18 protein-coding genes are annotated in these 24,870 nt (G+C 66.3%); 9 read left to right on the top strand and 9 right to left on the bottom strand.

Going from position 1 to position 24,870, the window contains the following annotated elements; translation table 11 throughout:
* Window positions 1-163: 163 nt before the first annotated feature.
* The gene (locus tag LK540_RS24320; RefSeq protein ID WP_229439985.1) at window positions 164-820 is read left to right on the top strand and encodes a class I SAM-dependent methyltransferase; all 657 of its coding nucleotides are present in this window, start codon (window positions 164-166) and stop codon (window positions 818-820) included.
* Between the two features lie 176 nt (window positions 821-996).
* Window positions 997-2,217: a right-handed parallel beta-helix repeat-containing protein gene (locus tag LK540_RS24315; RefSeq protein WP_229439984.1), complete on the top strand. Its 1,221-nt coding sequence runs from the start codon at window positions 997-999 to the stop codon at window positions 2,215-2,217.
* Window positions 2,218-2,314: 97 nt separating this feature from the next.
* Here LK540_RS24315 and LK540_RS24310 read toward each other — a convergent pair whose 3' ends face one another.
* From LK540_RS24310 to LK540_RS24275, 8 genes are all read right to left on the bottom strand, one after another.
* The gene (locus tag LK540_RS24310; RefSeq protein ID WP_229439983.1) at window positions 2,315-4,138 is read right to left on the bottom strand and encodes a glycoside hydrolase family 28 protein; all 1,824 of its coding nucleotides are present in this window, start codon (window positions 4,136-4,138) and stop codon (window positions 2,315-2,317) included.
* 25 nt (window positions 4,139-4,163) lie between these two features.
* On the bottom strand, window positions 4,164-5,303 hold the full coding sequence (locus LK540_RS24305) for a polysaccharide lyase family 1 protein (protein WP_229439982.1): 1,140 nt from the start codon (window positions 5,301-5,303) through the stop codon (window positions 4,164-4,166).
* Between the two features lie 89 nt (window positions 5,304-5,392).
* Complete coding sequence (locus LK540_RS24300; protein ID WP_229439981.1) at window positions 5,393-8,218, bottom strand: TonB-dependent receptor; 2,826 nt, start codon at window positions 8,216-8,218, stop codon at window positions 5,393-5,395.
* A gap of 299 nt (window positions 8,219-8,517) precedes the next feature.
* A complete protein-coding gene (locus LK540_RS24295; protein ID WP_229439980.1) occupies window positions 8,518-9,216 on the bottom strand; it encodes a FadR/GntR family transcriptional regulator in 699 nt (232 codons plus the stop codon).
* Window positions 9,217-9,330: 114 nt separating this feature from the next.
* A complete protein-coding gene (locus tag LK540_RS24290; RefSeq protein WP_229439979.1) occupies window positions 9,331-10,575 on the bottom strand; it encodes a M56 family metallopeptidase in 1,245 nt (414 codons plus the stop codon).
* The gene (locus LK540_RS24285; RefSeq protein WP_229439978.1) at window positions 10,565-10,978 is read right to left on the bottom strand and encodes a BlaI/MecI/CopY family transcriptional regulator; all 414 of its coding nucleotides are present in this window, start codon (window positions 10,976-10,978) and stop codon (window positions 10,565-10,567) included. Before LK540_RS24285 ends, LK540_RS24290 begins: the two co-directional genes overlap by 11 nt.
* Window positions 10,979-11,066: 88 nt before the next feature.
* Window positions 11,067-14,198, bottom strand: a complete 3,132-nt coding sequence (locus LK540_RS24280; RefSeq protein WP_229439977.1) for a pectinesterase family protein — start codon at window positions 14,196-14,198, stop codon at window positions 11,067-11,069.
* Entirely contained in the window at window positions 14,195-14,908 is a 714-nt protein-coding gene (locus LK540_RS24275) for a rhamnogalacturonan acetylesterase (protein WP_229439976.1), read from the bottom strand. The genes LK540_RS24280 and LK540_RS24275 overlap by 4 nt, the downstream gene beginning before the upstream one ends.
* A 187-nt stretch (window positions 14,909-15,095) precedes the next feature.
* Here LK540_RS24275 and LK540_RS24270 point away from each other — a divergent pair, with 187 nt between their 5' ends.
* The 6 genes from LK540_RS24270 to LK540_RS24245 all read left to right on the top strand — a co-directional run bounded on the left by LK540_RS24270 (window position 15,096) and on the right by LK540_RS24245 (window position 22,246).
* The gene (locus LK540_RS24270) at window positions 15,096-15,824 is read left to right on the top strand and encodes a FadR/GntR family transcriptional regulator (RefSeq protein WP_229439975.1); all 729 of its coding nucleotides are present in this window, start codon (window positions 15,096-15,098) and stop codon (window positions 15,822-15,824) included.
* 111 nt (window positions 15,825-15,935) lie between these two features.
* Window positions 15,936-16,853 (top strand): 5-dehydro-4-deoxyglucarate dehydratase, encoded by a 918-nt coding sequence (kdgD, locus tag LK540_RS24265; RefSeq protein ID WP_229439974.1) that lies wholly within the window; start codon window positions 15,936-15,938, stop codon window positions 16,851-16,853.
* Between the two features lie 3 nt (window positions 16,854-16,856).
* Window positions 16,857-18,434, top strand: coding sequence for an aldehyde dehydrogenase (NADP(+)) (locus LK540_RS24260; protein WP_229439973.1), 1,578 nt, complete (start codon window positions 16,857-16,859; stop codon window positions 18,432-18,434).
* 73 nt (window positions 18,435-18,507) lie between these two features.
* On the top strand, window positions 18,508-19,905 hold the full coding sequence (locus LK540_RS24255; protein WP_229439972.1) for an MFS transporter: 1,398 nt from the start codon (window positions 18,508-18,510) through the stop codon (window positions 19,903-19,905).
* 8 nt (window positions 19,906-19,913) lie between these two features.
* Entirely contained in the window at window positions 19,914-20,792 is an 879-nt protein-coding gene (locus LK540_RS24250) for an SMP-30/gluconolactonase/LRE family protein (protein WP_229439971.1), read from the top strand.
* 137 nt (window positions 20,793-20,929) lie between these two features.
* A complete protein-coding gene (locus tag LK540_RS24245) occupies window positions 20,930-22,246 on the top strand; it encodes an MFS transporter (protein WP_229439970.1) in 1,317 nt (438 codons plus the stop codon).
* A gap of 10 nt (window positions 22,247-22,256) precedes the next feature.
* Here LK540_RS24245 and LK540_RS24240 read toward each other — a convergent pair whose 3' ends face one another.
* The gene (locus LK540_RS24240) at window positions 22,257-23,627 is read right to left on the bottom strand and encodes a serine hydrolase (RefSeq protein WP_229439969.1); all 1,371 of its coding nucleotides are present in this window, start codon (window positions 23,625-23,627) and stop codon (window positions 22,257-22,259) included.
* A 213-nt stretch (window positions 23,628-23,840) separates the two neighbouring features.
* Here LK540_RS24240 and LK540_RS24235 point away from each other — a divergent pair, with 213 nt between their 5' ends.
* A complete protein-coding gene (locus LK540_RS24235; protein ID WP_229439968.1) occupies window positions 23,841-24,422 on the top strand; it encodes a hypothetical protein in 582 nt (193 codons plus the stop codon).
* Window positions 24,423-24,870: the final 448 nt, after the last annotated feature.

The raw sequence follows: 24,870 nt of genomic DNA, 5'->3' as shown, positions 1-24,870 counted from the left end.
ATACGCGGCGGTTACATCAGACCTTGGGCTACCAAACGCCTGCCGCCGTCGACGCTGCATACCGTGTGCCTAAATAACTGTCCAGGATATCCGGATCACCTCAGGTCTGACATTCGGACACGGCCTCAGCCTTTGCCAGTAAAACCGGACGCGCACCATCACGATGGCGTTACCGACCGCACCTGATAGCGCTGCCATCGCCTCGGCCTACGATGCGATCGCGGAGCGCTGGCTGGACAGCCGCTTCAGCCGCGATAACGGCGTGCGCCAGCATGAGGTGGCCCTGGCCTTTCTCGCGCAGGCCGCCGAAGGCTGGGCCTTGAACGCCGGTTGCGGGTGCAGCACCCGCTTGAATCCGCTCCTGCGTGCGCAGGGCTTGCGGATCGAGGGCGTCGATATTTCCGCGCGCATGATTGGTTTGGCGGCGCAGGCCGACCCTGACGTCGTCCTGCATCATGCGGATATCTGCAGTTGGCAGCCGACGCGCCGCTACCGGTTCATATCGGCCTGGGACAGCATCTGGCACGTCGACCTGGAACAACAACGGCCGCTGATGTTTAAGCTCATGGCCGCGCTGGAACCGGGAGGCGTGTTCATTTTCAGTGCAGGCGGACTTGACGCGGCGGATGCCCACGTCGACGCGACGATGGGACCGCCGGTCTATTACGGCACGCTCGGGATACCCGGTCTGCTCGATGTGGTGAAGGAGAGTGGCTGCGTGTGCAGGCATCTCGAATTCGACCAGCTACCCCACAAGCATCTGTTCATGGTGGTGCAGCGCGAGGCTGCTTCTGCCGCTGCCGATTCTGGCCAGATTTAACATTCTTCTGGCTTTTCTTGTTCAGTTTCCTGATCTGAAACTGCGATAAGTATTTGATACTACAAGAAAATTTATTTGAGAAAAAGTTGAACTAAGGAAGTTTCCTCCCCTCAAAGGTTACGTATTCGCGTTTTACACGCTTCGATTTTTTACCTTTGACGTTAGGAACTTCTCGCATGAAAAAGCAAGCCACCATCGCCCTGAACGCTGTTGCTACCGCTGTCGTCCTGGCCTTCTCCGTTACCGCCCACGCCGCCAGTGCCACCCCTTCCAGCTTCGCGCTCTCCGGCTATGATGCTTCGTCGAATCTGACCGTGAACACCGCCAGCAACGCCACCACGCCTGCCACAACCTATAACTATTATGTGTCGCCGACCGGTTCGGACACCGCTGCCGGCACCAAGGCTGCACCGTTCAAGACCCTGGCCCGCGCTGCGAAAGCCGTGACCAAGGCCGGCACCACCGTGTTTGTTGCACCAGGCACCTATGATGGCGGCTTCAAGACCACCGCCAACGGCACCGCCGCAGCCCGCATCTACTGGGTCTCGACCACCAAGTGGGGCGCAAAGATTGTTCCTCCTGCGAACTCGACCAACAAGAACGCCTGGGATAACCGCGGCAACTACGTCAGCATCATCGGTTTCGAAGTCGATGGCTCGAAAGTGCGCAGCGGTACCAAGTGGACGCTCGGCATCTACACCGGCGGTTCCTACAACGTCATCGAAGGCAACCACGTCCACCACACCGCGACCACCATTCCGTGCAACAGCGCGGGCGGCTCGGCGATTGGCGTGGACAGCTACTACAAGGGCGTGATGACCGATGTGGTCGGCAACGTCGTCCACGACATCGGCCCGGCAGGCTGCACCTACGTGCAAGGTATCTACGTCAGCACCTCGGGCACGATCAAGAACAACGTGGTCTACCGTGTCGGCTCGGCAGCGATCCACCTCTGGCACGATGCAACGAACGTGAAGATCATCAACAACACGGTGAGCTCGTCGGTGTTCGGCATCATCGTCGGCGGTGGCGACTTCTACTTCACCTCGGCTGGCGCCAACAACGTGGCCGTGTACAACAACATTGTGTACGACAACAAGTACGGGATCTCGGAGCAGGGCAAGACCGGCACCGGCAACTCGTACAAGAACAACCTGGTGTTCAAGAACACGACCTACGACTGGCAGCTGCGCAATGGCCTGAAGCATACCGGCACGATTTCGTCGGACCCGCTGCTGGCTGGCTACTCGCGCACCGCCGCCATGCCGAACTTCAAGCCGAGCGCCAGCTCGCCGGTGATTGGCCGCGGTATCGCCACCTACGCACTGCCGACCGACATCGACGGCAAGCCGCGTAACGCGTCCACCGGCTACGACATCGGCGCCTACCAGCACTAAGACCACCAAGGGAGCAACAAGCCTCACCCGGCGACCTGCAGCAAACGTGAAAAAGCCCGCCACCGCAAGGTGCGCGGGCTTTTTTTCTGACGACCGTTTACGCTGACAGCGTCGTGTCGTGCACCTTGCCGGCGATCGTCACGTTGGTCAGCTTCACATTGCGCACGTTATACAGGAACCACGGCTGCGCCGCGTTCACCGGCGTGCCGAAATCCGAATCGGTGATCGTCACGTCGCGGATCGGCAGGATCTCGCCCGGCTTGTCGCCGTTGTAGTCGAATGCCACCGGCCCCAGCAGCAACAGCGCCTGGTAGCAGGAACGCGGACCGTCCTTGGTTTCCACATTCCCCACCTTCACGCCCGAGATATGGATGTTCTCGACGATCGGTGGCCGGGTACGCACGTTGTCGGCGGTCGGCGCGTAGTCGCAGTCGATGGTCACCACCGCGCCGGCCGACGAGCCCACCGAATTCGGCGGAATCGGCGAGCCGGGCAGGGGCTTGTACACCAGCGGCTTGAGTGACACGCCGTTCGGCATGGTCACGTTGCGCACGTAGAAGTGGCGCAGGAAACCGCCGCGGTTCATGTTGGTCTTCATGCGGATCGCGGTGTTCAGCGGGTCGGTGGCCCAGTGCGCGTTACGGAACTCAATGTTCTGCGCATACACGTGCTGGATCCCGCCCGACATCTCGCTGCCCAGAGTCACGCCGCCGTGGCCGCTGTTCATGATGCAGTTCTGGATCACCACGTTCTGCGTCGGCCCGAACCCGGTGTCGAGGTTCTTGCCGGCCTTGATGGCGATGCAATCGTCGCCGCTGTTGAAGGTGCAGCCGTCCACCAGCACGGTGTTGCAGGCTTCCGGGTCGAAGCCGTCGCTGTTCGGGCCCAGGCTTTCCATCAGCACCTTGCGGATCTCGAGCTTGCTGCAGTTGACCGGATGATGCTGCCAGAACGGCGACTGGTTCAGCTGGTAACCCTGCAGCAGCACGTTCGAGCAGCCAATGAACTCCACCATGCACGGACGCAGCCAGTGCCCGCGCCCGAAGATGCGCTTCGCCACCGGCACCCCGGCTTCCGACAGCGTCGGCAGGTAGGCTTCGTCGGTGCGCCACTTGTCGTCCTTGCCTTCCATGAGCGCGACCTGGGCGTCGCTCAGGTTCGGCGCCACCGCGCGGATCGACGTCGGATTCTTCGGGTTGACCAGGTTCTGCGCCTGATGCTGGTTCGGGCCGGGCTTGCGCTTGCCCTTCCAGTCCCACCAGGCGTCGCCATTCGCCTGCGGCACGCCGCCCTGGCCGTCGATGATGCTGGTCCAGTCCTCGCCGGTGAGGGCGATGTTGGTCTGGCCGTAGGCGTAGACCATCGGCGAATAGTTCAGGCAATCGTTGCTCTGCCAGCGCGAGATCACCAGCTTGCCGGCCGCGCCGCAGTCGTAGTCGCCGTATTTGGCGAAGTCGTCCGGGTCGTTGCTGAAGTAGACATGCGCGCCCTTGGCCAGGTGCACGTTGACGTTCGACTTCAGCACGATCGGTCCCTTCACCAGCCAACTGCCGGCCGGGATCAGCACGCGCCCACCACCGGCCGCGCTGCAGGCGCCAATGGCCGCCGCAATCGCCGCGTAGCAGTCCGGTGCACCCGGCGCCGGCGCGCTGACCTGGCCGAGTTCGTGGTGGGCCACGTAGCCGGAGACCATCACGGTCTTGCAGGGCGCCGCGCCGTACGCGGTAATGACGAAGTCGCGCTTCGGGAACACGAGCGGCTTGCTGAATTGGTCGACGATGCCCTGGGCGCGGGCCCAGGCTTCCTCGATGGCGCTGGACTGTTTCGGGGCGGCCAGGGCCGGCGCACCGACAGTGAGGCCGGCGACGGAGGCGGCGCGCAGCAGCGAGCGGCGCTGCGGATTGATGGGGGTGATGGTCATGGCGTCTCCATTGTAAGTCGGTGGATCAGTTCGCGGCCACTTTGCCGGCGCCGGCACGTGCCCGCACGTGGGCCGGCACGTCGGCGGCCGGCAGCGGCACAAACGCATAGGGCACGGTCCAGGCGGGGTCGCCGATGGCGCTGCAGGCGCCCAGCGGCGCACCGTTCAGCAGCGAACCCTGGTCGCTGAAAGCACCGGCATCGGCCGCCGATGGGAACACGCCGATGGCATTCCTGCAGTCGCGCGCCCCGGCAATCTCGAACGCGTTCGCATGCGAGACGATACGCGCCGCCTTGGCAACGCCCACGCTGTAGCCATGCCGGTAGACCGGATGCCTGCGGTCGCCCACATGGTAGTTATTGAAAAGGTGGACCTGGCCGAAGCGCACCCGCGGCGCGCGGCTGGCGACGTGCTCGAACAGGTTGTTGCTGATGGTGACCCGCAGGTGGCCGGCATCGCCGCTCGCCTTGTCGCTGGCGCCGATCAGCATGGTCTTCGCGTGCAGGGCAAAGTGGTTGTACGAGACCGTGACGTAGTCGCTGGCGTCGCGGATGTCGAGCGCGCCGTCGTGGCACTGCTTGACCTTGCCGTGTTCGACCGGCAGCGTGTCGTCGGTCAGCGGGGCGTCCGTAAAGCTGTTGTGGTCGACCCAGACATGCCGGGCGCCGACGACCGAGATGGCATCGAACTCGGCATTCCAGCCACCTTCGGGCCCATCGTCCGGCACCCATTTCGGCGCCACGTCGCAGGGGTTGCGCAGGTTCAGGTTGCGGATGATGACCTGCGACACCCGGGACACCAGCAAGTGCGCGTTGACGAAGCCGGCATCCGCACCGATGCCCACCAGCGTGGTGTGCGAGGGAATGCGCACCTCGCCGCGCCGCGCCTGGTCGGCCGTGCTGGCGAACGCGCGGCCTTCGCTCATGTCGATCGTGCCCTGCACCTGGACGATACGGCCGCCTGGCAATGCGGGATCGAGCGCGCGTCGCAGTCCGGCCGCATCCGTGACGGTGACGATGGCGGCGGCATCTGCGCCGCCCCGTGTGCCACCGGCCATGGCGGCCCAGCCGTCCGCAGGCGCCGCCTGGCGCAACTGCATTGGCGCCGCCGCTGCCGGCCAGGCCAGCACGGCGGCCATCGAGAGTACGAGAACATGCTTCTTCATGGGGTGGCTGCCTACGTGAAGGAGATAAAACGAACAAAGTCACGCAAGCGGACAGCCTGCATGACCTTGTTCTCCACGAACGGCGCCGCTTAGAAGGTGTAGTCGGCGCGCAGGGTGTAGACGCGGCCGATCGGCTTGGCCACGTTCCGTGCGAACACCACGCGCGAGCTCAGGCGCTGGTTCGACAGCGGCGGATCTTCGTCGAACAGATTGTTCACGCCGAAGCCGACCTTGATGTTCGGGCTGAACTTCCAGCTGGTCGACAGGTTGTACACGCGGTACGGGTCGATCACGTTGTAGAAGGGCTGGCCCGGCTTCTGGGTGGCGAGGGCGTTGGTGTCTTCGTAGCTCGACGCGTACTGCTGCGTCAGCTGGGCGAAGAAGGGACCGTAGGACCAGTTCACGCGCGCCTGGTGCTTCCACTTGAAGATATAGGTGTTGGCCGAGGTGGCGGCGGTCGACAGCGCGCCGTTCTTGCCGACGCTGTCGTTCCAGGTGCCGCCGACTTCGTTCTGGCCTTCGTACTTGTCGGTGAAGGTCCCGTCGAGCGAGGCGCCGAAGCGGCCCCAGTTCGTGGTCGGATACACATAGTTCAGGTTCAGGTCGATGCCCTGGGTACGCAGGCCGCCCATGTTCAGGCGCGTCTTGGTGATGTACTGCAGGGTGCCGTCCGGATTGCGCACGAACAGGTCGTTGTACTGGTCGACGTTGTTGAAGATCGTGTCTTCCGAAACCTGGGCGATGGTGCCCTTCATGTCGATCTTCCAGAGGTCGACGCTGGCCACGAAGTTCTTGAACGGCTCCACCACCAGGCCGACGGTGACGGTCTTCGCCTTTTCCGGACCGAGGTCCGGGTTGGCGCCGGTGAGCGTGGTCAGGCGCGTGTTGCAGACGCGGGTGGCATCGAGGTTCAGGTTGGCGAAGCGCGGATCGGTGGTGAGCGTGCCGGTGCCGGTCACGCCCGGCGTGGCGCTCGGGCAGAGCAGCGGATCGTCCCAGTTCGAGGCCGATGGCACCAGCTGGCGCGGGGTGCCGTACAGTTCCGGCAGGGTCGGTGCGCGGAAGCCGCGGCTCACCGTACCGCGCAGCATGACTTCCTTCATCGGCTGGTAGCGGAAGCTTGCCTTCGGATTGAAGGTCGAGCCGAAGTCGCTGAAATGGTCGCCGCGGATGGCCACGTTCAGGTTCAGTTCCTTGGTCACCGGCGCATCGAGTTCGGCGTACATGCCGGCCACGCGGCGTGCGCCGCTCGGGTTCGCGCCCGGGGTGCCCGATACTTTATAGGTGACCTCGTTGGCCAGCATGTTCACGCTTTCCTCGAAGGTTTCGCGGTGCCAGTCGGCGCCCACGGCCAGGCCGAGCGCGCCGCCTTTCAGGTCCATCAGGGTGCGCGAGAAGTTGACGTCGGCGCCGTAATAGCGCACGTCGGCCTTGCGGTAATCCTGGCCGTCGGCCGAGATGCTTTCCAGGTAGGCCAGGCCGGCCGCGTCCTGCGGGCCGAAGGGATTCAGGGTGCCGTTCGCCACGCCCGCGTACAGGCCCGGGGTGCGGACAAAATTGTCCTTGAAGCCGATGTTGCGCTGGCTGTAGGCATACGACACGCCGGCGCGGTAGTCCCATCCGGCGACCATGCCTTCATCGGCCACCACCACGCGGTGGTTCAGCTGCTCGTCGTGGTTGGTAACGGCGCCGAGTTCGTCCAGGCTCCAGGTCAGGGCCAGGTTTTCGCCGTTCAGGCCAGCCACCGCCGGCACGCCGCCGCTGCCGCCCGGGTACCACTTGCTGGCGCGCGTGATCATCAGGGGCTGGCGCGAGGCGGTCAGGCGGTCGTAGTCGGTATTCGCGCCGAAGGGCTGCGGCGCGTCGGAGGCGTCGATGTAGGACTTGGACAGCTGCAGTTCCAGCGTCAGCACCTTGCCGTCGCCGTGGGCCAGGCTGCCCTTGGTGAACAGGGTCGCCTGCTGGGCTTCCGGCAGCAGCTCGGGGTAATAGGCCGGGTCGGTGATGCAGGTCTTGCCGCCATTGGCATTGGTGCGGGTCGACGGCACCGTGGTCTGGACCGCATACGGCGTGACGCAGCCGGCCGCGAAGTAGGGGTTGCCGGTGATGTTGGCCGAGCGCCCGTTGCGGTAGATGGTGAAGTTGGCCGGCGAGGCCGAGCCGCCCGAGGTGTTCGAGGTGAACGGCGTGCCGCCCAGGGACAGCAGCTTGTCCGGATCGGTGATGTTCGGGCGGTCGCGCTGCAGCAGCGAATCGCGGCGCTGGATATCGAAGGCGGTGTAGATGTTCCAGCCATCGTCGGCCATGCTGCCCTTGCCGGCCACGATGGCGAGGCGCTTCTGCGAACCGCCGCCCGAGGCTTCCGGCTTGGCGCCGCTGGCGCTGAGGGTCACGCCGGTGATCGACTTCTTGGTGATGAAGTTGACCACGCCGGCAATCGCGTCGGTGCCGTACAGGGCCGAGGCGCCGTCGCGCAGCACTTCCACGCGGTCGATGGCGGCCATCGGGATCACGTCGACGTTCACCGAGCTGGCGCCCAGCGCTTCGTTGGCCAAACGGCGGCCATTGAGCAGCACCAGGGTGCGGTTGGTGTTCAGGCCGCGCATGTTGATCATGGTGCCGCTGCCGCCGCCGCCCACCGGCTCGTTGGTGGTGGCCACCGTCATGGCCACGGCCACTTCCGACATCGTGGTCAGGCCGCGGTTGACCAGTTCTTCCGACTTGATGGTGGTGAGGGGCAGGGCGTTTTCGCTGGCGAGGCGCTTGATCGAGGAACCTGTGACTTCGACGCGCTGCATCGGGGCTTCCTGGGCGGCGGCACTGTTGGTCAGGACCAGCACCGCGACGGCGACTGCCGACAAAAGGAAGCGCGGTTCGGCAAAACGGGGCGCATTGATACTGTTCTGGTGTTTCACTGCATGTCTCCTGCTTGTTATCGTCGATGCGTCCGGGTGTCTCCCCGAATCGCGCGTATTGACCGCTCCAATGCAAGGCGTCGAGTTCTCTCGCCAGAGATTGGTATGTTGAGGATTCTACTTTGGTCTGACCACTTTCGCAATCTGGATGAGCCAGTTATTTTCTGGTCCAAACAGATGCGGAAAACTTTGACGAGTGCGGATGTGCCGCGCCGCAGCCCTGGCGAGGGCTGGTGCGGAGGGAGAAACGGCTTGCCGGCAGCCGCCGTGCGGCGGCCAGGCTGGGAATGCGGCGGCGTTCAGCCGCGCGAGAAGGTGCGGGTCACGCGGTCGAGGTGGGCGCGCATCGCGGTGCGGGCGCCGGCGACGTCGTGCGAGGCGATGGCGGCAAAGATGTTGCGGTGGTCGATCAGGGTCTGCTGGCGCAGTTCCTCGGTCTGGAAGTGTTCCTTCAGCTTGTGCCAGAGCGAGCCGCGCTGGCTCCACAGGTATTCGATCACGCCGACCATGGCGCTGTTGCCGGTGGCGCGGGCGATCGCCAGGTGGAAGTTGCGGTCGGCCGATTCGTTGCCGCTGCGGTCTTCGTGGTGCTGCTCCATCTCCATCACCGCCACCAGGATGGCGTCGATATTCGCGTCGCTGGCGTGCTTGGCCGCCATGGCCGCCACCTCGACCTCGATCAGGCGGCGCGCGGCCAGCACTTCGAAGGGGCCGGGGCCGGCGCTCGGCACCTCGGCCTGGGGCTTGGCCTGTTCGCTGACGTACACGCCGGAGCCGCCGCGCACCTCGACGGTGCCGCCCAGCTCCAGCGCAATCAGGGCTTCGCGCAGCGAGGTGCGGCTGACGCCGAGCTTGGTGGCCAGCTCGCGTTCGGCCGGCAGGCGCTCGCCGGGCCGGATGTTCTCGGCGCGGATCAGCTCCTCGATCTTGCTCGATACGACACGGTACAGCCGTGGCTCATTGGCGCCCGTTTCGTTCGGCGCGGCGGTTTTCTTCATCGGTGGTTGGTCCTGGATTATGTGTGGCCCTTGCCAAACTAGCGAATCTTAGTTTGGTACGGTCAATGTTGCAAGTGGACCAACCAAAACCGTGCGCCGTGCCTCCCCGAGCGCTCAGGGCTGGGGCGTCACCGTCATCGCCAGCGTGAACGCCTGCGCGCCTTCGCCGACCTTGACGGTCGCCCGTTCGCCATGGCGCGCCAGCAGTGTCGGCGTGGCGACCAGTTCCTTGCCCTTGAACAGCCGGGTCGCCAGCCAGACGTCGTTCTTCGCGTTCCCCGGACGTACCGTGACGTCGGCACGCCAGCCCTCGGACGACACGCTGAACGGCTTGCCGGCCTCGGTCACGACCCGCGGCACGGCCAGGTCGTTCTCGCGCTTGCCGAAGGCATCGGCCTCGATCTGGAACGGCGCATCGGGATTGCTGCCGGCCTTGACGAACAGGGCGATCGAATACGTGCCCGCAGCCTGCGCCTGTCCGGCGTGTACGCTGAGCGTGGCGCCGAAGCTGCCGGCGGCCAGCAGGGCAAGGATGATGCGGCCGGCGGCGCGGCGAACTTTTCCAGGCGTGGTGTGCTGCAGATGCATGATGCGCTCCTTGGTTGGGTGAAGGGATTGCCAGTGGCAGTGGATGGCGGCGCCGAAAGCGATCGGGCCGGCATGCGACTTGAGCAGGGCTTCGGCATAGATGCGCCGCTGCCCGGAATAACGCCGCATGACCGCGGCGTCGCAGGCCAGTTCCTGGTCCTGGCGCATGGCGCGCACGCCAACATGCATCAGCGGATTGAACCAGAACAGGCACTGGAACAGCGTGGCCGCCAGGTTCGCGAAGGCGTCGCGGCGTGCGATATGGACTCCCTCGTGCGCGACGATCAGGGCCTGCTCGGCTGGCGTGTACCGTTCGGCGAAGTCGTGCGGCACCACGATCTTCGGGCGCAGCAGGCCCACCGAAGCCGGGCCGATACCGGCGGCGCTCAGATAAATGGCTCCCTGGCGTGCCAACGGCCCGGCGCGGCGCAGGAAGGCGTGATGCGCGGCGACCAGCCACAGCAGCGAGGCCAGCGCCCCGGCGGCCCAGGCGAATGCCAGATAGTTGGCCTGTGCGGGCAAGGCGGCCGGCGTGGCTTGCCGGACCAGGGCCTGGACCGCATACGGCGCCTGCATGGACAAGACTTGGGGACGTGCCTGTGCGGGCAGCAGCGCCGCTGCGGCGACCAGCGGCACGATCAGCCAGGCGGCGTAGGCCAGCGCGGCCCCGAACTGGCGCTGCAATGGTTTGCGCATTAGGAGCAGCAGCGTGACCGCGGCGGACGTGACCAGCGCCACGCGCAGCAACAGGGAGATCAGATCACTTCCCATCGCGCTGGCCGTCGTCGAGTGTGTCGATCAGCTGGCGCAGTTCCTGCAGGTCGGCCTGTGACAGCTTGCGCTGGCTGCCGAAGTGCGCCACCAGCGGGGCGATGCGTCCGCCGAACAGGCGCTGCACCAGGCTCTCGCTCTCGCGCGCCAGCCAGGCTTCGCGCGGCAGCACCGCGTGGTACAGGAAGCGCCGCCCATCCTTCTGCGCCGCGATGGCGCCTTTCTTGAGCAGGCGGTTCAGCAGGGTCTTGACGGTGGCCGTTTGCCAGTGCTGGCTTTCGGACAGGGCGACGACGACCTGCTCGGCCACAATCGGCCCCGGCGCGCGCCAGAGCACTTCCATGACATGCGACTCGGCGTCGCTGATATTCGTTACGGGATCGCTTGCAGGGGAATTCGGCATGGCAGCACCATTTACAGTTGTAATCGGCGTTAATGATTACAGTCGTAAACGGTGCTGTCAAGCGATATGTAGGGTGGACCGCGCAGTGCTAGGGATGCGGGTTCCAGTCGCGCCCCGCGAACACCGCAGCCCGGCTCGACAGGCGCGCCGCCTCTTCCTGATTCAGCTGTGCACCGCCAAAGCTGCGCGGCTGCCCATCCTCCATCTTGTTGCCATACTCGCGCCAGCCACCCTGCACAGGATTCGGCAGCGGCTTGCGCAGCCAGGCATCGGCCGCAATGTGCAGCCCGACCGTGCAGTCGATGAAGGCAACATGGTCCCAGGTATTCGCCGTGCCCGGCGAGCGTGCCAGATAGGTCGCCCCAAGCGGCGGCATGTTCCCCGCCGGCCCAGGCCCGCGCGTCAGGCGCGAACGCAGGAAGACGAAGCCCGGTTCGTCTGGCCCCACGGTGCGCGCCTGCACCAGGTAGCCGCCGCTGTCCGGATTCGCACTGTCGCCCACGGTGCGCAGTTCGCTTTCCTCGAACAGCGCGGCGCGGTTGTTCCCCCAGATGAAGTCGACGTTGCCTTCGATGAGCGAACGGTAGAACCATGCGTAGCCGGTCAGCTGCAGGGTGTCCTGCTCGCTGATGAAGTGGGCATTGCGCACCGCCAGCCGCCCGGCGTCGCTGCTGAAGAACAGGGTTTCGGCCTGGGCCGAATGGCCGTCGCTGCGCAGCGTGGTGTTTTGCAGGGTGATGTCGCGGATCTCGAGCAGATCGCTGTCCTGGGCCAGGAGCAGCGCGCGTCCGCCCAGCACGCCCGGCGTGCCCGGCATTTGGCCGGTGCCCGAGCCGGGGTTGCGCGTGTCGCTGTTGGCGGCGCGGATGATGGTCGCTTCGCGGCTGGCGCCGCGCAGGCTCAGCTTGTCCTTGTCGCGCAGGTAGAGCAGTTCTGGATACACGCCGTCGCGCACGTTCACCGTCAGCGCCTGCGCGCGCTGCAGGCCCATGGCGTAGTCGAGGGCGCCCTGCACGGTGCGGAAATCGGCGCGGCCGTCGTCGTCGACCGTGATGCTGTCGCCGACCGGCCTGTAGCGCGATGTGCGGAAGGACCAGCGCGCACCCGCAAAGCCGGCCCTCAGCAGAGCGCCGTCGGCCACGGCCTCGTATTCGGTGTCGTAGTCGAGCATCTGCGGCAGGCGCACGCGCAGTTCCTTGTCCTGCACCGTGATCTGGTGCTGGCGTACCAGGCGCTGGCGCGGCGGCGGGCCGATCGCGGCCACGCTTTCGCCAGGGCGGACGGTGGCCACCAGGGCGCGGTTGCGGCTGCGGTAGAGGCGCACGCTGCCCTGGCCGCTGAGTGCGGGCGCCTGCGCAAACGCGAGGCGCAGGGGCGTGTCGGGCGGCACGCCGCGCTCGCCCTGTGCGGGCGATGCGGTCACACCGGCAGGCAGCATTGCCGTGGCTGGTGCGGCGAACGGCGCGCCGACTTCCACGCCGAAAACCGTCTGGACCCAGGGATCGTCGATGCTGGTGACGGTGACGGCCGTGCGCCCCTGCGCGTGCGGTGTGACGCGCAAAACGCCACCCGCCACCTCCACCGAGGCAATGCGCGGGTCAGCAGCCTGCGCCGAAACAGCCGACGTCGCACCGACGCGCACCGCTTCGGGCGCGTCGCCGACCTGTAGGAGCAGGCGGTCGTCGCCCAGCTGCACGCTTACGCCGGCTGGCGCGCCGTCGGCGCCCGAGCGCAGGCCGAGCAGCGTGTGCGCTCCCGCGTCCGCAGCGGGCGCCTGTGTGGCAGGCAGCGCCGCTGCCAGCGCGCTGGTTACGCGTTCGCCGTTGACGAAGGCGGCCAGCTGGCCATCGTCGGCGCCGAAGCGCAGCACCAGCGGCGCACCCGCCGGCGGGGCGCGGCGGCGTATCTGCTTCAGGCGCTCGACGGCGCCGCCACGCGCAGCCAGCAACTCGACCTGCAGCACCTTGCCGGCGTCAAGCAGGCGCAGGCTGGCGCCTTGCCAATCGGCGCCGTTCTGGCGAGCACGCAATACGAAGGGCGCGCCTTCGGCCGGGACCAGGCGCGCCTCGACGAAGCTGCTTGCGGCTTCCTCCAGATTGCGCGGCCCGGCCTGCGCCTGCACGTGGCGCGCCACGTCGCGTGCCGGCAGGGCGGTAAAGGCATACGGCACGCGCCAGCCGGGATCGCCGCCGAATGGGCAATCGAGCAGCGGCCGGCCGTTCAGCAGCGAGCCCTTGTCGTTGAATACGCCCGGGCTGGACGCCGGATCGCGCACGACCTGGCTGCACCGCTCGGCGCCGGCGATGTCGAAGGCATTCGCATCCGACACGATGCGCGAAGCATGGGCTGCGCCGATGCTGTAGCCATGGTGGTAGACGGGGTGCTTGCGGTCGCCCACGTAATAATTGTTCAGCAGGTGCACCTGGCCGTAACGCACGCGCGGGGCGCGCTCGGCCACGTGTTCGAACAGGTTGCCCTTCAGCGTCACGCGCAGGTGCCCGGCGTCGCCAGTGGCCCGGTCGCCCGCGCCGATCAGCATGTTCTTTTCGTGCAGGGCGAAACGGTTGTAGGTGACGCTGACGAAGTCCGAACCCCCGGTGATGTCGAGCGCGCCGTCGTGGCACTGCTTGCGCATGCCGTTTTCAACAGGCTGGCGCTCGTCGGTGTCGGGCGCATCGGTAAAGCTGTTATGGTCGATCCACACGTGGTGCGAGCCAGACACCGTGATGCCGTCGAACAGCGAATTCCAGTTGCCCCTGGCGCCATCTTGCGGGTCCCAGCGCGGATTCACGTCACAAGGGTTGCGGATGGCCAGGTTGCGGATCACGACCTGCGCCACGTTAGCCACCACCAGGCTGCCGTTGACGAATCCGGCGCCCGGCGCCACGCCGATCAGGGTGGTGTTCGACGGAATGCGCACCGTGCCGCGCCGGGCCTGGTCGCCGCTGTCGCTGAAGGCACGTCCTTCGCTCATGTCGATGCCGGCGGCCACGCGCACGATGCGTGCCGGTGCCGGCGCTTCCAGTGCCGCCAGCAGACCGGCGCGGTCGCGCACCGTGTACACGTGGGCCGGATCGGCAAGGGCGCCGCCGTGCGTGCCGCCTTCCTGTGCGGCCCAGCCGTCTAGCGGTGCGTGCTGGCGTTCGGGCGGCGCCCCGGCCGGGGCTTGCGCCAGTGCCAGCGCCGGCGCCAGCAGGATGGCCGTCAGCGCCGCCCTCATGGCGCGCTCCGCAGGGCAGGCGCCAGGTCCGGCAGCGTGCGTGCCAGCTCCTCGGCCATGATGCCGGCGAAGCGTTCGGCGCCCAGCGGGCCGACGTGGGTGTAGTCGAAATTCGCGCCCGTGCGCGCCAGTTTGTCGGCTTCCGTCGGCCCCATGGCCTGCACCGCGGCCAGCGAGCGCGCGTTCAGGTCGACCAGCGGCGTGTGCGTGGCGCCGGCGATGCGGCGCACGGTGCCGGCCCAGGGCGCCAGGTCGTTCTGCACATACCCGGCCTTGAAGCTGCGCCGCGTGAGCGGGGTGACCAGCACCGGCTGCGCGCCGAGTGCGCGCGCTTCCTCGACATAGCGCGTCATGTTGGCCGGGAACTCGGTGACGAAGTCGGTCGAGCGGCCCGGTTTGCCCGGCTGGTCGTTGTGGCCGAACTGGATCAGCACATAGGTGGTGCGAAAGCCGGCGCCGTCGCGCAGCAGATCCTGTACCTCGTTCCAACGGCCCTCGGCGCGGAAGCTGCCTGAGCTGCGTCCGCCGCGCGCCAGGTTGATGCAGGCCGTCTCGGGCGTGAAGCGGGTGCACAGGGCGTCGCCGTAGCCGGTGGTGCTGGCCATGGTGGAGTCGCCGACCAGGATCACGCGGTCGGGCAGGGCGGCGGCGTGTGCGGCGCTGGCGGCTGCCGCGAAGAGGAGAGGGGTCAGGCAGGTGAAACGTGGCATCGGCAGGCTCCTGGAGTTTACACGATTCTATTTTGGCCTGACCAATTTATCAAGCGGTCAGGCCGCGTGGGGCCAGTGTTCCCGTTCCTGCGACTTGTTCGACGATACTTACGGTCGTCTTGTCATAAGACGTCAGACAACAAGCTCTCGGATATAATGCATGCATTGCATCCACACGATGGTTTCCATGATTCCTGCACAGCGCAAGCCCCGCAACCTCGCCCAGGGCGTGGTCGAACACATCGGCGGCAGCATCCGCCAGGGCCTGCTCAAGCCGGGCGAAAAACTGCCGACCGAGTCCTCGCTGATGTCGCAGCACGGCGTCAGCCGCACCGTGGTGCGCGAAGCGATCTCGCACCTGCAGGCGTCCGGGCTGGTGCAGACCAAGCACGGCATCGGCACCTTCGTGCTCGAGCCGCCGCAGGCCGGGCTGGGCTTCGATGCCGAAAGCATTCTCACCCTGCGCGACGTGCTCGCCATCCTCGAACTGCGCATCGCCGTGGAGAGCGAAACCGCCGGCCTGGCGGCCGTGCGCCGCAGCGACGAGCAGGTAGGGGAGCTGGGCGCGGCACTGGCCGAGATGCAGGAAGCGATGGCCGTCGGCCGCTCGGCCGTAGAGGCCGACAAGCGCTTCCACCTGCTGATTGCGCAGAGCACCGGCAACCGGTATTTCGTCGATATCCTGGGCCAGCTGGGCAATACCATCATCCCGCGCGCGCGCCTGAATACGGCCGAGCTGGAGCAGGATAAGCCGGCCGACTTCCTCGAGCGTGTCAGCCGCGAACACGACGACATCTACCGCGCCATCGAACGGCGCGATCCCGAGGCGGCGCGCGCCGCGATGCGCACGCATCTCTCGAACAGTCGCGAACGCCTGGTGCAGGCGCAACGCCGCCTGGAGGCGCGAATAAATTAAGCGTTGTTAAATTTCTGCTTGCGAGGTGATGCTTTCAGTTGTACGATGACTTACAACTGCTTTCAAAGCAAGACGCTTGACGTCATTCATAACCAGTCCTGGAGACCCGCAATGCATCCACTCGAATTACAAAAAGTCCTGTCGCACGGCCTGCTGTCCTTCCCGATCACCGACTTCGACGCCAACGGCGACTTCAACGCGGCCGGCTACGCCAAGCGCCTCGAGTGGCTGGCGCCATATGGCGCAACCGCGCTGTTCGCCGCCGGCGGCACCGGCGAATACTTTTCGCTGGCCGGTGACGAATACGGCCAGATCGTCAAGACCGCGGTCGACACCTGCGCCGGTACCGGCGTCGCGATCCTGGCCGGCGTCGGCGGCCCGACCCGCATGGCGATCGCCCACGCGCAGGAAGCCGAGCGCCAGGGCGCGCAGGGCCTGCTGCTGCTGCCGCACTACCTGACCGAAGCCAGCCAGGACGGCCTGGTCGCCCACGTGGAAGCGGTATGCCGCTCGGTGGACATCGGCGTGGTGGTCTACAACCGCGCCCAGTGCCGCCTGAGCCCGGACTCGCTGGCCAAGCTGGCCGAGCGCAACCCGAACCTGATCGGCTTCAAGGACGGCATCGGCGACATCGAGCTGATGGTCTCGATCTGGCGCCGCATGGGCGACCGCTTCAGCTACCTGGGCGGCCTGCCGACGGCGGAGGTGTATGCCGGCGCCTACAAGGCACTGGGCACCCCGGTGTACTCGTCGGCCGTGTTCAACTTCGTGCCGCAACTGGCGATGGACTTCTACCACGCCACCGCCGCCGGCGACACCGCCACCACCAACCGCCTGCTCGATGAGTTCTTCCTGCCTTACCTGGATATCCGCAACCGTAAACCCGGCTACGCCGTCAGCATCATCAAGGCCGGCGCGCGCCTGGTCGGCCATGGCGCCGGCCCGGTGCGTGCACCGCTGACCGATCTGACCGCGGCGGAAGACGAGATGCTGCTGGCGCTGATCAACAAGCAGCAAAAGGCGCTGTAAGTCATGGCGCTCACTGGTGACATGATCATTGGCCGCGCGCTGGTGCGCGGCAGCGGCGGCGAGCAGTTGGCCTACAACCCGGCCACCCGCGCGGAGTTCGCACCCGGCTTCGGCCAGGCCACTGGCGAAGACGTGGAACGCGCCTGCCAGCTGGCTGCCGACGCCTTCGACCCGTATCGCAGCCTGCCCCTGGAACAGCGCGCACGCTTCCTGGAAGCGGTGGCGGAGCAGATCCTGGCCATCGGCCCGGACCTGATCGAACGCGCCGGCCTGGAAACCGGTCTGCCTGCCGCACGCCTGGAAGGCGAGCGCATGCGCACCGTGAACCAGCTGCGCCTGTTCGCCAAGGTGGTCCGCGACGGCCACTTCCTTGGCGCGACGGTCGACAGTGCGCTGCCGGACCGCACCCCGCCGCGCCCGAGCCTGCGCCTGGCAAAGATCGGCCTCGGCCCGGTTGCCGTCTTCGGCGCGAGTAACTTCCCTCTGGCCTTCTCGGTGGCGGGCGGCGATACCGCGTCCGCACTCGCCGCCGGCTGCCCGGTGGTGGTGAAAGCCCACGGCGCCCACCTCGGCACCTCGGAACTCGTTGGCCGCGCCGTGCAGCGCGCCGCCATCGAGACCGGCATGCCGGAAGGCGTGTTCTCGATGCTGTTCGGCGATGGCCGCACCATTGGCCAGCAACTGGTGGCGCACCCGGCGATCAAGGCAGTCGGCTTCACCGGCTCGCGCGCCGGCGGCACCGCGCTGATGCGCACCGCCGCGGCGCGTGCGGAACCGATTCCCGTGTATGCCGAGATGAGCAGCGTGAACCCGGTGTTCCTGCTTCCCGCCGCGCTGGAAAACAATGCTGGCCTGGCCCAGGGCTTCGTCGATTCGCTGACGCTGGGCGTCGGCCAGTTCTGTACCAACCCCGGCCTGGTGTTCGCGGTCGACGGCCCGGCGCTGGACGCCTTCATGGCGTCCGCCAAGGCTGCGCTGGCAGGCAAGGGCGCCGGCACCATGCTCACCGCCGGCATCCACGATGCCTATGGCAGCGGCATCGCGCGCCTCGGCGCCAGCGCCGGCCTGCGCCTGGTGGCGCAGGGTTCGCTTGATGGCATCGGCTGCGCCGCCCAGGCTGCGCTGTACGAATGCGTGGCCGGCGACTTCCTGGCCAATCCGGAATTGCAGGACGAGGTCTTCGGTCCTTGCGCACTGGTGGTGCGTTTCGACAGCGCCGAACAGATGCTGGCGGCGGCCGGACAGCTGCATGGCCAGCTGACCGCGACCGTGCACGTGCAGGAAGCCGACTACCCGCTGGCCGCGCAACTGCTGCCGATTTTGGAGCGCAAGGCGGGCCGAGTGCTGTTCAACGGCTTCCCGACCGGCGTCGAGGTCTCGCATGCGATGGTGCACGGCGGCCCGTTCCCGGCCACCAGCGACAGCCGCACGACCTCGGTCGGCGCCACCGCCATCGACCGCTTCCTGCGCCCGGTGTGCTACCAGAACCTGCCCGACGTCCTGCTACCGCAGGCGCTGCGTGACGACAATCCACTGCGCCTGGCGCGTATTTTCGATGGAGAACTGAAGACCGCGGGTTGATGCGCCCTGTGTAATTCGATTGCTGCACCAGCCGGAGGAGACGCCGGCTGTCTCACTTGAAAAGAACTGATCCATGAATCAGCAAGTCATGAGCTTCACACCGGAGCGTACAACGGTGGTGGGCAGGTATCGCTGGACGATCTGCGCACTGCTGTTCTTCGCCACCACCATCAATTACCTCGACCGCCAGGTCCTGAGCCTGCTCGCGCCGGTGCTCACCAGGGAATTCGGCTGGTCGAACACCGACTACGCCAACATCACCGCCACCTTCCAGTTCGTGTACGCGATCTCGATGTTGTTCGCCGGCCGCGTGATCGACCGCATGGGCACCAAGCGCGCCTATATATTGGCGATCATCGTCTGGTCGCTGGGCGCCATCGGCCACGCCTATGCCATCGGCATCGGCACCGCCGTCAACAGCGTGCTCACTACCGTCGGCCTGGCCGCCGTGCCGGTCTCGATCGCCGGCTTCATGGTCGGGCGCGCGGTGCTGGCGCTGGGCGAGGCCGGCAACTTCCCGGCTGCGATCAAGGCCACCGCCGAATACTTCCCGAAGCGCGAGCGCTCGTTTGCCACCGGTATCTTCAATTCCGGCGCGAATGTCGGCGCGGTGCTGGCGCCGCTGTCGGTGCCGCTGATCGCCGAGTACTGGGGCTGGCAGGCCGCCTTCATCGCCGTCGGCGCGGTCGGCTTCATCTGGATGGGCCTGTGGATCTGGCTGTACGATGCGCCGGAGCGCCAGCGCCGCCTCGGTGCGGGAGAACTCGCCTACATCAACAGCGATGCACCCGCCGTCTCCGCCGCCGCGCCATTGGCTGCCGCGCCGAAGGCATCGTGGTTCAAGCTGCTCGGCTACCGCCAGACATGGGCCTTCGCGTTCGGTAAATTCATGACCGACGGCGTTTGGTGGTTCTTCCTGTTCTGGCTGCCCAAGTACATGTCGGCCCAGTACGGTCTGTCGGGTCCGGACATGGTCGTGCCGCTGGCCGTCCTGTACAGCATGACCATGATCGGCAGCGTCGGCGGCGGCTGGCTGCCCACCTGGTTCCTCGACCGCGGCTACAACATCTACCAGGGCCGCATGCGCGCCATGCTGCTGATCGCCCTGTTCCCGCTGGTGGTGCTGGCCGCGCAACCGCTCGGCTACCTCGGCTACTGGGTGCCGGTGATCCTGATCGGCATCGGCGCGTCGGCGCACCAGGCTTGGTCGGCGAACCTGTTCACCACGGTCTCCGACATGTTCCCGAAACACAGCGTCGGCTCGGTGGTCGGCATCGGCGGCATGGCCGGCGGCCTGGGCGGCGTGCTGCTCACCAAGCTCGGTGGCGCACTGTTCGACCACTACGGCGCGCTCGGCCAGCTGCAGACCGGCTATATGATCATGTTCTCGATCTGCGCGCTGGCCTACCTGGTGGCCTGGTGCGTGATGAAAGCGCTGGTGCCCGCGCACCGCGAGATCACCGACCTGTAAGGAAGAAGATGGACATCGAACGCATCCCCGGCGTGCACTGCGCCACCGGCGAAAGCCCGTTCTGGCACGCAGGGGAAGAGGCTTGGTACTGGGTCGACATCCCGGCGCGCCGCATCTGGCGCATGGAGCATGCCGGCGGCGCGCTGCGCAGCTGGCTGGCGCCGGAAATGGTGGCTTGCATCGCGGCGGCCGGCGGCGGTGGGCTGGTGGCCGGCATGGAGACCGGGATCTTCCGCCTGCAGCTGGACGAAGACGGCCTGGCGCAGGCGAGCCGGCTGGCTGCGCCTCCAGAGGCCGAGCTGGGCGAGGGCATGCGCTTCAACGATGGCCGCTGCGACCGCCAGGGGCGCTTCTGGAGCGGCACCATGTTCATGGACATGGGCGCCGCGCGCGAAGTGGGCGGCCTGTACAGCTACAGCGGCGGCCCAGGGTTGCGCGGGCCGTTCGTGGCGCGCATGCTCACGCAGAACGGCCTGGCCTGGTCGCCTAACGGGCGCACGATGTACCTGTCGGACTCGCACCCGCTCAGGCGCACCGTCTGGGCCTTCGACTACGACGTCGACAGCGGCACGCCGCACGGCCAGCGCGTCTTCCTCGACCTGAAGGGCCAGAAGGGGCGCCCGGATGGTGCGGCGGTCGACGCCGACGGCTGCTACTGGAGCTGCGCCAACGACGGTGGCGTGCTGCAGCGCTTTACGCCGGCGGGGCGGCTTGACAGGGAAATCGCGCTGCTGATGGCCAAGCCCTCGATGTGCGCCTTTGGCGGCCCGGCGCTGGACACGTTGCTGGTGACCTCGATCGACCCAGGAACGGGCGGCGATGCCGGGAGCGTGGTACTGTTGCGTCCGGGCGTACAGGGCGTGGCGGAGACGCCGTTCGCCGGATGACGGCGGCAGCATCGTTTTTGGAAAGCCCGCAATTGCGGGCTTTTTTCATGCGCGTGCGTTTTGTATTGCACAGTAGGCGGCCGGCCTATCCGGCACACTCACTCTTATATAACGATCGGTAAAGCGGAGATCACAACATGACGGCGACGAACATGACGGTGGAGCAGGGCATTCGGACGGCCGGTGTCGGCCGGTTCCAGTACCGGCTGTTCGTCATCTTCGGCCTGGTCTGGATGGCCGACGCCATGCAGGTGCTGTCGATCGGCTTCAGCGCGCCGTCGATCGCCAGGACCTTCGGCATCGCCATGCCCCAGGCGCTGGAGACGGGCACGGTCTTCTTTGTCGGCATGCTGATCGGCGCCTTTGCCTTCGGGCGCCTGGCGGACCGCATCGGGCGCCGGCCGGTGCTGCTGGCCGCCGTCGTGCTGGACGCCTGCTTCGGCGTGGCCTCGGCCTTTGCGCCGGACTTCACCTGGCTGCTGGTGCTGCGCTTCTTCACCGGTATCGGCGTTGGCGGCACGCTGCCCGTCGACTACACGATGATGGCCGAGTTCCTGCCGAGCGACCGGCGCGGGCGCTGGCTGGTGCTGCTCGAATCCTTCTGGGCGGTCGGCACGATTCTGCTGGCCGTCCTGGCCCTGGTGGCGGTGCGCTGGGGCGACGATGCCTGGCGCGTGATCTTTTTCGTCACCGGCTTGCCGGCCCTGGTGGGCGTGGTGCTGCGCCTGTCGGTGCCCGAGTCGCCGATGTACCTGAGCCGCAGCGGCATGGGCGAAGAGGCGCGCGCGGTGCTGGAGCGGGTGGCCAGGGTGAACGGGCGCCAGGTGACCATCCCGCCGCTGCATGCGGAAACCCCGGTCAAGCATTCGATGGCGTCGCTGTTCTCGTCGCAGCTGCGGCGCCGCAGCGTGTGCCTGTTCCTGGCGTGGATGCTGATCTCGATTGCGTACTACGGCGTGTTCGTCTACCTGCCCGTGCGGCTCAGTGCCGAGGGCTTCGGCTTCATGCGCGGCCAGGAGTTCCTGATCCTGCTGGCGCTGGTGCAGTTGCCGGGCTTCGCGCTGTCGGCCTACGGCGTCGAGCGTTGGGGGCGCAAGCCGACGCTGGTCGGCTTCCTGGTGCTGAGTGCGATCGGCTGCATGTTCTACAGCTTCGGCAGCGCCACCTTCGTGGTCGTGGGCTCGACTCTCCTGGTGAGTTTTGCGCTGCTCGGCACCTGGGGCGCGCTGTATGCGTTCACGCCCGAGGTCTATCCGACCGACTTGCGCGCCAGCGGCATGGGCCTGGCCGGCGCGGTGGCGCGCTTCGGCGGCCTGTTCGCGCCGGCGATCGTGGCGCCGGTGATGGCCACCCACTTCACGCTGGCGCTGGCCATGCTGGCCGGCTTCCTGGCGATTGGCGCCGTCGCCATCCTGTGCGTGGACGTCGAATCCCGCAACCTGGTGCTGGAATAAGGCGATTGGCTTATTCCAACGAGAAGCCAAGGTTGTCGATGGTGCCGCTGGCCCCCAGCGTTGTCGACACGATGAAGGTCTCGTCCTGGTAGGTGAAGCGGTAGCGGAAGCGCTCGCCGCCGCTTTCCTTGCTGCGCGCCAGCAGTTCGACGCCCGTGAGGGGGCCGGCATTCCCGATCTCGTCGGCGACGATGCCGATCCACCGCGGCGTGAAGCGCTGGCGCTGGGCCTCGGATAGCCCATCCGGCATGCGGCGGTTGGCGAGCTGCTGGACGACCGTGCGTACCCGTTTCGTCACCGCGGGATCGGTGTCCGCGATCGCCTTGGCGCGCGTGACCGCCAGCGCAGGCAGGTAGTGGGCCGCGATCATGTCGGCCAGCTTGCCCTGGCGCGCGTTGGCGGAATTCGCCAGGACAATCACGGTCAGCCTGTCGTCGACATAGCGGTTGATGACGGTCTTGAAGCCTTGCCAGGCCCCGCCGTGCAGGACGGTGCGGTGGCCATTCTGGGCGCCGATGTACCAGCCGTAGCCATACGGGCTGGTGCTGCCGCCGGTCAGGCGCGGCGTGGTGAAGCTGGCGTCGCGCATGCTTTTGTCCAGGATCTTGTCGCTTTCGAGCGCCTGGTCCCACAAGGCGAGGTCGCGGGCAGTCAGGTACAGGGCGCCGTCGGCGGTGCGGTTCAGGCTCGGCGACACCCAGTCCTGGTTTTTCAGCTTGCCGTTCGCCCACGCGTAGCCTGCTGCGCGATGCGGCACGATATCGGCCTCGCTGATCACGCGCGCGCCCATGCCGAGCGGTGCGAAGATGCGCTCGCGCACCTGGTCGCCCCAGAACTTGCCGCCCACCTTCGTACAGATGAAGCCGAGCAGGTGGTAGCCCAGGTTGCTGTAGTTGAAGCGCTCGCCGGGGGCGGACAGCAAGGGCAGCGTCGCTTCGAGGGCGACCAGTTCCTCGTCGGTGTAGTCCTTGCGCAGGTCGATCTTCTGGTAAGGGTCGCCCAGGCCCGCGGTATGGATCAGGAGGTGGCGGATGGTAATACCCGCCCAGGCTGGCGGCGTGCCACCGAGATGGCGCGAAACCGGGTCATCGAGTCTCAGTTTGCCGTCCTGTACGAGCAGCAGGACCAGGGCCGCGGTGAAGGTCTTGCCGACCGATCCGGACTGGAATACGGTGTGTGGCGTGACCGGCACGCCGTGCTCGACGTTCGCCAGGCCATATCCTTGCTCGCGTACGATCTTGCCGTCCTTGATGACGGCGACGGCCACGCCGGGCACGTGGCGCCGTGCCATTTCGCGTGCGATCGCATCGTCTAGCGGATCGGCCGAAGCCGGCATCGTGAGCGAACCTGTCAGTACGATAGGGAGAAACCAGAAACGCATGTCCTGTCCTGTAGAAGTTGTCCGGTATGCAAAGTGGTCCGGCATTCTAGCTGCGCCCGGAGTGGCAAACATGCCATCCATGGATGAATCTCTGCCAACGGCGCCTTCGTGCCGCGTTGCGGGTTCGATGGGCTATCGGACCTGTGCGGGTCGCGTCAGGCCTGGACGGTGCGCCGGATATTGTTAAGATGCTCGCTTTATCGAGAGGTCTTTATGTCAGACAGCAGCAGGCCGGATATCCCATTCACGCTTACCGATATCGATGTGGGTGCGCGGCTGGTCGAGGCCTTGATCGCACATGTGCGTTCCAACGGGCCGGCGCCGATCGATTATGCGGGCGTGCTCGAGCGCGGCCGCCTCATGTATCCGCACGATGAAACGCTCGGCCGTGCGGTGCCCGTCGGGATAGGGCCGAAGCTGGCATTCGTCGCGCGCTTTTGCGAAGCGGGCGGGTTTCCCGACCTGGCGCGCCTGGTGGTGAAAGACCTGTCGGGCAGGGACGCGAAGGGCGGCGACCTGGAAATCGGCGGCGCCGACTGGCCGGTCGCGCTGGCGCAGCTGGGCGCATATGTCGCCCAGGCCCGCGCAGCGCTGCCGAGAAACCTGAAGCCGCGCAAGGAGCGCCCGGCCGAAGTGGCTTGGTATGCCTACTTCTGTTCGCATCGCGAAGCCTGCGCCAAAGTGACGAGCGAAGACAAGAAGGAGATCGTGAACATGCTGATGTCGGGCCTGGACCCGGGCACGGCACTGCGCCGCTTCCTTGCCGCGAAGGCCGATTTCGAGCGCACTGTGTGAGGCCTTGCGCAAGTGCATTCCGTTTGCTATAGTTCGGTCCCTCGCAGAAACGACAACGAAATCAAGTAGTTGAAGTGATAGCGAGAGCCGCAGAATCTGCGGTGTAGCAAAAAAGAGGTTGACGAGTATCACGAAACACTTTATGATTCTGTCCCTCTGCTGCTGACGAACAAAACGATTCGCAAGCGCAGCAAGATGAAGCACCGAATAAGTTCTTTAACAATTAACAGTCGATAAGTGTGGGCGTTTGATGAAGGTGCCAGCTGACTTGTTCAGCTGATTACTTAAATTATCAAATGTTCACACAAAAGAAATACGTTGTCTCAGCAATGAGATGACGGTCAGTATTTTGAGTGAGCGACACTTCGAAAGAAGTTGCCAGAAATGGCGAAAACAGAGATTGAACTGAAGAGTTTGATCCTGGCTCAGATTGAACGCTGGCGGCATG

The organism is Massilia sp. IC2-278 (genome assembly GCF_020708045.1).
Lineage (GTDB): Bacteria > Pseudomonadota > Gammaproteobacteria > Burkholderiales > Burkholderiaceae_D > Telluria.
This window is presented reverse-complemented; position numbering and strand designations above follow the sequence as displayed.

What these genes read in the sequence shown, in the direction of transcription:
- LK540_RS24240 (WP_229439969.1), bottom strand. Translation starts at nt 23,627, where the DNA reads ATGCGTTTCTGGTTTCTCCCTATCGTACTGACAGGTTCGCTCACGATG.
- LK540_RS24235 (WP_229439968.1), top strand. Translation starts at nt 23,841, where the DNA reads ATGTCAGACAGCAGCAGGCCGGATATCCCATTCACGCTTACCGATATC.
- LK540_RS24290 (WP_229439979.1), bottom strand. Translation starts at nt 10,575, where the DNA reads ATGGGAAGTGATCTGATCTCCCTGTTGCTGCGCGTGGCGCTGGTCACG.
- kdgD (WP_229439974.1), top strand. Translation starts at nt 15,936, where the DNA reads ATGCATCCACTCGAATTACAAAAAGTCCTGTCGCACGGCCTGCTGTCC.
- LK540_RS24315 (WP_229439984.1), top strand. Translation starts at nt 997, where the DNA reads ATGAAAAAGCAAGCCACCATCGCCCTGAACGCTGTTGCTACCGCTGTC.
- LK540_RS24285 (WP_229439978.1), bottom strand. Translation starts at nt 10,978, where the DNA reads ATGCCGAATTCCCCTGCAAGCGATCCCGTAACGAATATCAGCGACGCC.
- LK540_RS24260 (WP_229439973.1), top strand. Translation starts at nt 16,857, where the DNA reads ATGGCGCTCACTGGTGACATGATCATTGGCCGCGCGCTGGTGCGCGGC.
- LK540_RS24280 (WP_229439977.1), bottom strand. Translation starts at nt 14,198, where the DNA reads ATGAGGGCGGCGCTGACGGCCATCCTGCTGGCGCCGGCGCTGGCACTG.
- LK540_RS24245 (WP_229439970.1), top strand. Translation starts at nt 20,930, where the DNA reads ATGACGGCGACGAACATGACGGTGGAGCAGGGCATTCGGACGGCCGGT.
- LK540_RS24305 (WP_229439982.1), bottom strand. Translation starts at nt 5,303, where the DNA reads ATGAAGAAGCATGTTCTCGTACTCTCGATGGCCGCCGTGCTGGCCTGG.
- LK540_RS24295 (WP_229439980.1), bottom strand. Translation starts at nt 9,216, where the DNA reads ATGAAGAAAACCGCCGCGCCGAACGAAACGGGCGCCAATGAGCCACGG.
- LK540_RS24270 (WP_229439975.1), top strand. Translation starts at nt 15,096, where the DNA reads ATGATTCCTGCACAGCGCAAGCCCCGCAACCTCGCCCAGGGCGTGGTC.
- LK540_RS24320 (WP_229439985.1), top strand. Translation starts at nt 164, where the DNA reads ATGGCGTTACCGACCGCACCTGATAGCGCTGCCATCGCCTCGGCCTAC.
- LK540_RS24275 (WP_229439976.1), bottom strand. Translation starts at nt 14,908, where the DNA reads ATGCCACGTTTCACCTGCCTGACCCCTCTCCTCTTCGCGGCAGCCGCC.
- LK540_RS24250 (WP_229439971.1), top strand. Translation starts at nt 19,914, where the DNA reads ATGGACATCGAACGCATCCCCGGCGTGCACTGCGCCACCGGCGAAAGC.
- LK540_RS24255 (WP_229439972.1), top strand. Translation starts at nt 18,508, where the DNA reads ATGAATCAGCAAGTCATGAGCTTCACACCGGAGCGTACAACGGTGGTG.
- LK540_RS24310 (WP_229439983.1), bottom strand. Translation starts at nt 4,138, where the DNA reads ATGACCATCACCCCCATCAATCCGCAGCGCCGCTCGCTGCTGCGCGCC.